The organism is Planktotalea sp. (assembly GCF_039984035.1).
Lineage (GTDB): Bacteria > Pseudomonadota > Alphaproteobacteria > Rhodobacterales > Rhodobacteraceae > Planktotalea.
On record NZ_JBDWVM010000114.1, the window covers coordinates 1 to 8361 of the forward strand.

The window sequence follows — 8361 nt, forward strand, 5'->3', positions numbered from 1 at the left end:
TACTGGCCACCTGCGCATCATCGACCGCGCAAAAGACGTTGCCAAAATGGCAGGCGGCGAAATGTTCGCGCCGAAGTATGTTGAGAACAAACTCAAGTTCTATCCCAACATCCTGGAAACTGTCGTCTTCGGAGCCGGCAAAGAATATTGCACGGCATTCGTAAACATCGATTTGAATGCGGTTGGTAACTGGGCAGAGCGAAACAACATCGCCTATGCCTCCTATCAGGAATTGGCGGGACACCCTCGCGTTCTTGAGACGATCCAAGAGCATGTTGAGACGGTCAATAAATCCGTTGCCGAAGATCCGATGCTATCGGCCTGTCAGGTGCACCGCTTCCTCGTGCTGCACAAACAGCTGGATGCGGATGATGGTGAACTCACACGTACACTGAAAGTGCGCCGCAAGATCATCGGTGAAAAGTTCAACGATTTGGTAACTGCGCTTTATGACGGTTCGTCCGAAATCTACACCGAAACGGAAGTCACCTATGAAGACGGTCGTAAGGGTAAGATCACCGCGACATTGGAAATTCGTGACGCGAAGGTTGTGCCTGTGACAACCTCCAAGATTGCTGCTGAATAAGGAACGTATGATGCTGGATAATGCAGAAGGATACGTCACCGAGGACGGCCGCAAGATTGGCGGCGTGGTGATGGAAATGAAAAACATCACATTGCGATTTGGTGGTGTGGTCGCGATCAAGGACATCTCGTTCGATATTCGCCAAGGCGAAATTCGCGCAATCATTGGCCCGAACGGCGCCGGTAAGTCATCGATGCTCAATGTGATCTCCGGCTTTTACGTGCCGCAAGAGGGTCAGGTGCTTTTCAAGGGTGAACCGCGCCCGCAGATGAAACCGTATGAGGTGGCTCAGCAGGGTATCGCACGTACATTCCAAAACATTGCTTTGTTCGAAGGCATGACAGTTCTGGACAACGTGATGACCGGCCGGTTGAACAAAATGAATTCAGGTCTGCTGTCGCAAGCCATTTGGAAAGGCAAAGCAGAGCGCGAAGAAGTCGAGAACCGCGAAAAGGCGGAAAACATCATCGACTTCCTCGAAATTCAACACATTCGCAAAACGCCGGTTGCGCGCTTGCCTTATGGTTTGAAGAAACGTGTGGAATTGGCGCGTGCGCTGGTGTCCGAACCGTCCATTCTACTGCTCGATGAGCCAATGGCTGGCATGAACGTTGAGGAAAAAGAGGACATGAGCCGCTTTATCCTCGATGTGAACGATGAGTTTGGCACCACGATTGCACTGATCGAACACGATATGGGCGTTGTTATGGATCTCTCCGACCGCGTTGTTGTGATGGATTACGGTAAGAAAATTGGCGACGGCACACCGAACGATATTCGCAATAACCAAGCGGTTATCGATGCATATCTGGGGGTGGCACATGACTAATTTCGCCTACACTATTTACATGATGGAGGCACGCTGATGCCCGAACAACTCGTCTTTGCGATGGAAGTGTTCCTCAATGGCCTGATGGCCGGGGTACTCTATGCGCTCGTCGCGCTGGGCTTCGTTTTGATCTTCAAAGCGTCCGGCATTTTCAACTACGCCCAAGGTGTCATGGCGCTGTTTTCAGCGTTGACGCTGGTCGGTATCATGGAAGGGCAAGTGCCCTTTAGTCACATCATTAACGCGGTCTTTGGAACGGAGATCCACCACTTTGGCTGGCACGTTCCTGCGCTGCTTGCGATCTTGATAACCATGGCTGTGATGGTCCTGTTTGCTTGGATCGTGCAGCGGTACATCTTCCGCCATTTGGTCGGGCAAGAACCGATCATTCTGTTCATGGCAACCATCGGTCTGGCCTACTTCCTTGAAGGTGTGGGCGATCTGATGTGGGGCTCTGAGATCAAGAAGCTTGATGTTGGACTGCCGCAAGGTATCAACGATTGGATTGATCTCACGACCTACAATATTTTCGATTACGGCTTCTTCATCGACAACCTCGATATCGTTGCGACTGTGATTGCTGCGTTGTTGGTGGCTGCGCTTGTGATCTTCTCACAATACTCCAAAGAAGGCCGCGCAATGCGGGCTGTGGCGGATGATCACCAAGCGGCGCTGTCTGTGGGTGTTTCTCTGAACTTCATCTGGATCATGGTTTGGTCCGTTGCCGGCTTCGTCGCACTTGTTGCAGGCATCATGTGGGGTACGAAGTCGGGCGTTCAATTCTCGCTTTCCCTAATCGCACTCAAGGCTCTGCCGGTTCTGATGCTGGGTGGCTTTACATCGATCCCAGGTGCGATTGTCGGTGGCTTGATCATCGGCGTTGGTGAGAAGCTCTTTGAATTCGCGATTGGCCCAATGGTGGGCGGCGCGACAGAAAACTGGTTCGCCTATGTGCTGGCTCTCATCTTCTTGGTGTTCCGTCCCCAAGGCCTATTCGGGGAGAAGATCATTGAGAGGGTTTAGAAGAGGGGGCTTTGCCCCCGCCGCCTACGCGACTCCCCCAAAGTTTAACTTGAAAGATGAAGGACCTTTAGATGTTTTATCGTGAAGCGGGCGATTTCAAGACGTCCTACACAGATGACAACCAAACCTTCCCGATCAAGTTTGACCGGTATCGGTACTATGTGGTTCTCGCTGTTGCCTTTGGCATCATCCCATTCATCATCAATGATTATTGGGCAAATGCATTCCTGCTGCCGTTTCTGATCTATTCGATTGCGGCAATTGGATTGAATATCCTCACGGGTTATTGTGGGCAGGTTTCACTGGGTACAGGTGGTTTCATGGCTGTGGGCGCTTATGCCTGCTACAAGCTGATGACCTCCTTCCCTGATGTGAACATCTTTTTCCACGTGATTGCCGCGGGTGGCATTACAGCAATAGTTTGCGCCGCGTTCGGTTTGCCGTCCCTCAGGATCAAGGGCTTCTATCTCGCGGTTGCGACACTGGCGGCGCAGTTCTTCTTGGTTTGGCTCTTCAACAAGGTCGAGTGGTTCTACAACTATTCAGCGTCTGGTCAGATCAACGCACCAGAGCGTTTCGTCTTTGGTGTGCCTGTCACGGGTGCGAACACAGATGCTTGGGCAACCTATTTGTTCTGCCTCGTCTTCCTAACGATCTCTGCCATCGTGGCGCGCAATATGACGCGCGGCATGCAAGGCCGCAAATGGATGGCGATCCGCGACATGGATATTGCTGCTGAAATCATCGGTGTTAATCCAATGCGTGCGAAGCTGAGCGCTTTTGCGGTCTCCGGTTTCTTCATTGGCATCTCGGGCGCGCTGTTCTTCGCGGTCTACCTTGGCGCTGTTGAAGTTGGTGAAGTCTTTGGCATTCAGAAGTCATTCCTCGTGCTCTTCATGATCATCATCGGTGGTCTTGGATCGATCTTTGGCTCTTTCGCTGGCGCTGCTTTCCTTGTGTTGCTGCCGGTTCTTCTGAAGCTGATCGGTGTGGATCTCTTGGGTTGGCCAACAGATATCGTTGCACACTTTAATTTGGTGATCGTGGGCGCATTGATCATCGTCTTTCTCATCGCAGAGCCACACGGCATTGCCCAACTGTGGCGCGTTGCGAAAGAGAAACTACGCCTTTGGCCCTTCCCGCACTAAGTGCTGGGCCGAAGTTCTATAAGGGGCGAATGCCCCACACATCGGAATAACCATGGGAGGATAAACCCGATGAAAATGAAACTAACAACTATGGCGCTAACAGCGCTGATGGCAGCAGGCCCCGCAATGGCGGATCTTGTGTTCCCATCACTTTCCTATCGCACGGGCCCATATGCGGCTGGTGGTATTCCGTTCGCGGATGGCTATGCGGATTACTTCACACTGCTCAACGAGCGTGATGGCGGCATCGGCGGCATCCCAACGCGCGTTCTGGAATGCGAAACAGGCTACAACACTGAAAAGGGTGTTGAGTGCTACGAGTCTACGAAGGCTGAAGGCGCGCTTGTGTATCAACCACTGTCCACAGGTATTACGTACCAGTTGATCCCGAAAGCGACAGCTGACGGCATCGCGATCCACTCAATGGGTTATGGCCGTACGTCTGCTGCAAACGGTAAAGTGTTCAGCAACGTCTTTAACTACCCTGCGAACTACTGGAACGGTGCGTCTGGCGCGATCAACTATTTGATGAGCCAAGGTGACCTAACGGGCAAAAAAGTTGCGCTCGTGTATCACAACTCTGCCTACGGCAAAGAGCCTATCCGCACATTGGAAGAGCTGTCTGCAAAGCACGGTTATGATCTGACGTTGATCCCGGTTGATCACCCTGGTCAGGAACAGAAATCACAGTGGCTGCAAATCCGCCGCGAAAAGCCTGATTTCGTGATCATGTACGGTTGGGGCGTTATGAACCAAGTTGCGGTTCAAGAAGCTGCAAACATCCGTTTCAACATGGAAAACTTCATCGGCATCTGGTGGTCTGGTTCTGAGAACGACGTTCTTCCAGCAGGCGATAAAGCGAACGGCTACAAAGCGTTGACGTTCCACGGTGTTGGCAACGACTTCCCAGTCTTCGCGGACATCCAGAAGCACGTTGTAGATGCAGGCAAAGCGGCCGGCGCTGGCGATCAAATCGGTACGGTTCTTTATAACCGTGGTCTCTATGCGGCGATGTTGGCTGCTGAAGCTGTGAAAACGGCACAAAGCATCCACGGCGAAATGGACATCACACCAGCAATGATGCGTGATGGCATGGAAGCACTGGAAATCACCGAAGAGAAAATGGCAGGCCTTGGCCTTCCAGGCTTTGGTCCATCGTTCTCCGTCTCTTGTGAAAACCACGGTGGCCCAGGTCTCGTTGGTATGACGCAATGGGATGCTGCTGCGAAAACATGGTCTTTGATCTCTGATTTCTCAGAGTCTGACATGGACGTGATCCAGCCACTGATCGATGCGGACTCCGAAGCATATGCTGCGGAAAACAACATCGAAGCAGGCTGCTAATTTAGCCTCTTTTGGTCCGGCTGGCCTTGGTTGGCCGGACCATTTCCCACCCAATTTAGTACAGGGCGTTTGACATGCTAGATGCTGCTCCGACCACGGAAAATTTGCTCGAAGTTAACAACATTGAAGTGATCTATAATCACGTGATCCTTGTGTTGAAGGGCGTGAGCCTCAGCGTGCCAAAGGGCGGTATCGTTGCGCTTTTGGGCGGCAACGGCGCTGGCAAGACCACAACGCTTAAGGCAATTTCAGGACTGCTGAAATCTGAACGCGGCGATATCACGAAAGGCACAGTGAGCTATCGCGGCAATGATCTGGCGGGACGCGATCCTGCTGATCTCGTGAGCTCCGGTGTCATCCAAGTGATGGAAGGCCGTCACTGTTTTGAACACCTAACCGTTGAAGAGAATCTGCTGACCGGCGCCTATACGCGCAAGGACGGTAAAGGCGCGATCGCCGCTGATCTTGAGATGGTTTATAACTATTTCCCACGCTTGAAAGAGCGCCGCAAATCGCAAGCAGGCTACACCTCTGGCGGTGAGCAACAAATGGTTGCGATGGGCCGTGCTTTGATGTCGCGCCCTGAAACGATCCTTTTGGATGAGCCTTCAATGGGTCTCGCTCCTCAGCTTGTTGAGCAAATCTTTGAAATCGTCAAAAAGATCAACGAAGAGCAGGGCGTGACCATTCTACTGGCTGAGCAGAACACAAACGTAGCTCTGCGCTATGCGCATTATGGGTATATCCTCGAAAGCGGGCGTGTCGTGATGGATGGTCCTGCGGCTGAATTGCGCGAAAACCCGGATGTGAAAGAATTCTATCTGGGCATGTCCGATGAGGGTCGAAAATCGTTCCGCGACGTGCGTTCCTATCGCCGCCGCAAACGTTGGTTGAGCTGATCTACCCCTAAAAGACCCCTCTTATTTGCGAGCGTAGCAGCCACATGACTAAATATTTCGATACGTTAGAAACCCGTTCCACCGATCAACGCATTGCTGAGCAAAGCGCGGCTTTGTTGGAACAATTGGCGCGCGCGAATTCAGCGAAGGACAGCTGTCTTGATGTAACTGGCATCAGCACGCTTGATGATTTGGTGAAACTGCCTGTTCTGCGTAAATCGGAACTGGTGAAGTGGCAGTCTCAGAACCCTCCGTTTGGCGGCATGGCAGTTTCCAACGTTGCACATATTTTCCAAAGCCCCGGTCCGATTTATGAACCCGGTGGTGTCAGCCATGATTGGTGGCGCATTGGTCGGTTCTTGCATGCCTTAGGCATAGGGCAAGGCGACATCGTTCAGAACTGCTTTGGCTATCATCTGACGCCTGCTGGCTCGATCTTTGAAAACGGCGCGCGGGCTGTTGGCGCGACTGTGCTACCTGCGGGCACGGGTCAAACCGAACTGCAAGTGCGCGCGGCAAAGGATGTGGGAACGACCGGATACGCGGGTACACCGGATTATCTGAAAGTCATACTCGATAAAGCCGATGAAATGGGCGTGTCGCTGGGTATCACGAAGGCCGCTGTTGGCGGTGGTGCGTTGTTCCCGTCTTTGCGTCAAGAATACGCAGATCGCGGCATTCTTTGCCTGCAAAACTATGCAACTGCGGACCTCGGCAACGTGGCTTATGAGTCCCAAGCCCAAGAGGGCATGATCGTCGATGAAGGCGTCATTGTTGAAATTGTTATTCCAGGCACGGGCACTCCTGTGGAACCGGGCGAAGTGGGTGAGGTCATCGTCACCTCGCTCAACCCCGACTACCCGCTGATCCGTTTCGCGACAGGTGATCTAAGCGCTGTGATGGCGGGTCAATCCCCATGCGGGCGCACCAATATGCGCATTAAGGGCTGGATGGGCCGCGCGGATCAAACGACGAAGATTAAGGGCATGTTCGTGCGCCCCGAACAGGTCGCGGATTTGGTCGCAAGCCACGACGCCATTGCCCGCGCCCGTGTTATCGCGACGCGCGCCGATGAAAAAGACGTACTGACCGTACAAATCGAAAGCAGCGCTGGCGATGCGAGTGCGTTTGAGAACGCCGTACAATCAACGCTCAAAATGAAGGGCGCGATTGAAGTTGTCGGCCTCGGCGAGTTGCCGCGCGATGGGTTGGTGATCGAGGATCAGCGTAGTTACGATTGAAGCCATGGTGAATTTTCAATTAGAATCCTTTTCATTGTTCGCGATCGAATTAGGAAGCCCAGTGTCAAAAGAAGATATCACCTTCATTTATAGGAGGTTTTTTGGCACGGAATTCTTCGAGCTCTTTCGCACGTCGGAGTGCCTCAATTCGTCCATTTTCCTCAAGGCTGGATATTAAATTTCGGATACTAGTCTCCGCATCTCGAGCTAGATTCCAAGCAAATGCGCCAAATTCAAAGTTCTCAGGCTTTCCCTGGTGCCTTTTAAGATGTTCCGTGACAACGTCACTCCCAATGTCATTGGAAGAAGACAGCGATAAGATTGTCCACTCATCATCGTCTTCCAACTGGGCAACTGCGACCGAATGAGCAAGGCTGTTTCTTACCTTGAATACTTTTTCCAGTATTTGGCGGGTTGCGCGCCAATCAGAATGAAGATCTTCGTACAAATCTAATGGAAACTGCGCTTTCAGAGCGGAATCCGTTAGTCTGATTTGAACAGCACTCGATGTCATTGACCTAATTGCTGCCATCGCCACTTGCGGTTCTTCTGCGTTGCAAATCAATCCGAATGCTCTTTCAAGGTAACCCTGTAGAGAGGCGGCGCGCGAAGAAATATTTCCTATTAGAAAAATGCGCTCTCGGAGATCGACGTCCATATCTTCAATGCTCATACAACGAATCTTTCGAATGAATTATCGCTTTAGCAGTGGTTTTACAGGCTATTCCAAATTCAACTGAATTTGCATTGCCTAATTCTAGAAAATATTTGCAGTTAAGCACTGAATTAATTCACCCTTCCTTCCCAAAAGAAAAGGCCGCCTCAAAAGAGACGGCCTAAACTAATTCAAAAGCTAGTAGCTCTTAGCCCTGACGGGCTTTGAAGCGGCGTTGTGTTTTGTTGATCACATAAACACGGCCCTTGCGGCGCACGATACGGCAGTCGCGGTGACGCGACTTCAGCGAGCGGAGCGAGTTTTTAACCTTCATCGGTTTTCTCCTCTTACGCGGCGCTGCGTGCGCCTCGATGGTTAGCGCCCAAATGGGCAAAAAATTCATGGTGGGCGATACAAGGTTCGAACTTGTGACCCCTTCGATGTCAACGAAGTGCTCTACCACTGAGCTAATCGCCCATGAAACCTGCGAAAAACCCTTGCCCCAAACAAAAATGGGGCGCGAAATTCCGCGCCGGTAAGGGGGCTATAAAAGGAGTCGCCGAGAGGATCAAGGGCTTTTGATAATTGTCTCTATCAGTCTATATTCAAGACAGGGATAGGAGCATTCATGTCACG

At 51.8% G+C, this 8361-nt stretch carries 8 protein-coding genes, 1 tRNA gene and 1 pseudogene; 7 read left to right on the top strand and 3 right to left on the bottom strand.

All coding sequences use genetic code 11. The features are described from left to right. The 7 genes and pseudogenes from ABJQ89_RS05150 to ABJQ89_RS05180 form a co-directional block, all read left to right on the top strand. Positions 1-586, top strand: a pseudogene (locus ABJQ89_RS05150) (long-chain fatty acid--CoA ligase); the annotation flags it as partial. A gap of 10 nt (positions 587-596) precedes the next feature. After that, positions 597-1415, top strand: coding sequence for an ABC transporter ATP-binding protein (locus ABJQ89_RS05155; RefSeq protein ID WP_348495197.1), 819 nt, complete (start codon positions 597-599; stop codon positions 1413-1415). A 36-nt stretch (positions 1416-1451) separates the two neighbouring features. Next, entirely contained in the window at positions 1452-2438 is a 987-nt protein-coding gene (locus tag ABJQ89_RS05160; protein ID WP_348495198.1) for a branched-chain amino acid ABC transporter permease, read from the top strand. 71 nt (positions 2439-2509) lie between these two features. Further along, complete coding sequence (locus ABJQ89_RS05165) at positions 2510-3586, top strand: branched-chain amino acid ABC transporter permease (RefSeq protein WP_348495199.1); 1077 nt, start codon at positions 2510-2512, stop codon at positions 3584-3586. A gap of 69 nt (positions 3587-3655) precedes the next feature. Then, positions 3656-4930 (top strand): ABC transporter substrate-binding protein, encoded by a 1275-nt coding sequence (locus ABJQ89_RS05170; RefSeq protein WP_348495200.1) that lies wholly within the window; start codon positions 3656-3658, stop codon positions 4928-4930. Positions 4931-5004: 74 nt separating this feature from the next. Further along, entirely contained in the window at positions 5005-5829 is an 825-nt protein-coding gene (locus ABJQ89_RS05175; RefSeq protein WP_348495201.1) for an ABC transporter ATP-binding protein, read from the top strand. Between the two features lie 44 nt (positions 5830-5873). After that, positions 5874-7070 carry a phenylacetate--CoA ligase family protein gene (locus ABJQ89_RS05180; protein ID WP_348495202.1) on the top strand — a complete coding sequence of 399 codons (1197 nt, stop codon included), beginning with the start codon at positions 5874-5876 and terminating at the stop codon, positions 7068-7070. Positions 7071-7134: 64 nt separating this feature from the next. Here the strand turns inward: ABJQ89_RS05180 and ABJQ89_RS05185 are convergent, their stop codons facing one another. The 3 genes from ABJQ89_RS05185 to ABJQ89_RS05195 form a co-directional block, all read right to left on the bottom strand. Continuing rightward, the gene (locus tag ABJQ89_RS05185; RefSeq protein ID WP_348495203.1) at positions 7135-7743 is read right to left on the bottom strand and encodes a hypothetical protein; all 609 of its coding nucleotides are present in this window, start codon (positions 7741-7743) and stop codon (positions 7135-7137) included. 190 nt (positions 7744-7933) lie between these two features. Next, entirely contained in the window at positions 7934-8059 is a 126-nt protein-coding gene (gene ykgO, locus ABJQ89_RS05190; protein ID WP_348495204.1) for a type B 50S ribosomal protein L36, read from the bottom strand. A 68-nt stretch (positions 8060-8127) separates the two neighbouring features. Continuing rightward, a tRNA-Val gene (locus ABJQ89_RS05195) sits at positions 8128-8202 on the bottom strand. Between the last annotated feature and the right edge of the window lie 159 nt (positions 8203-8361).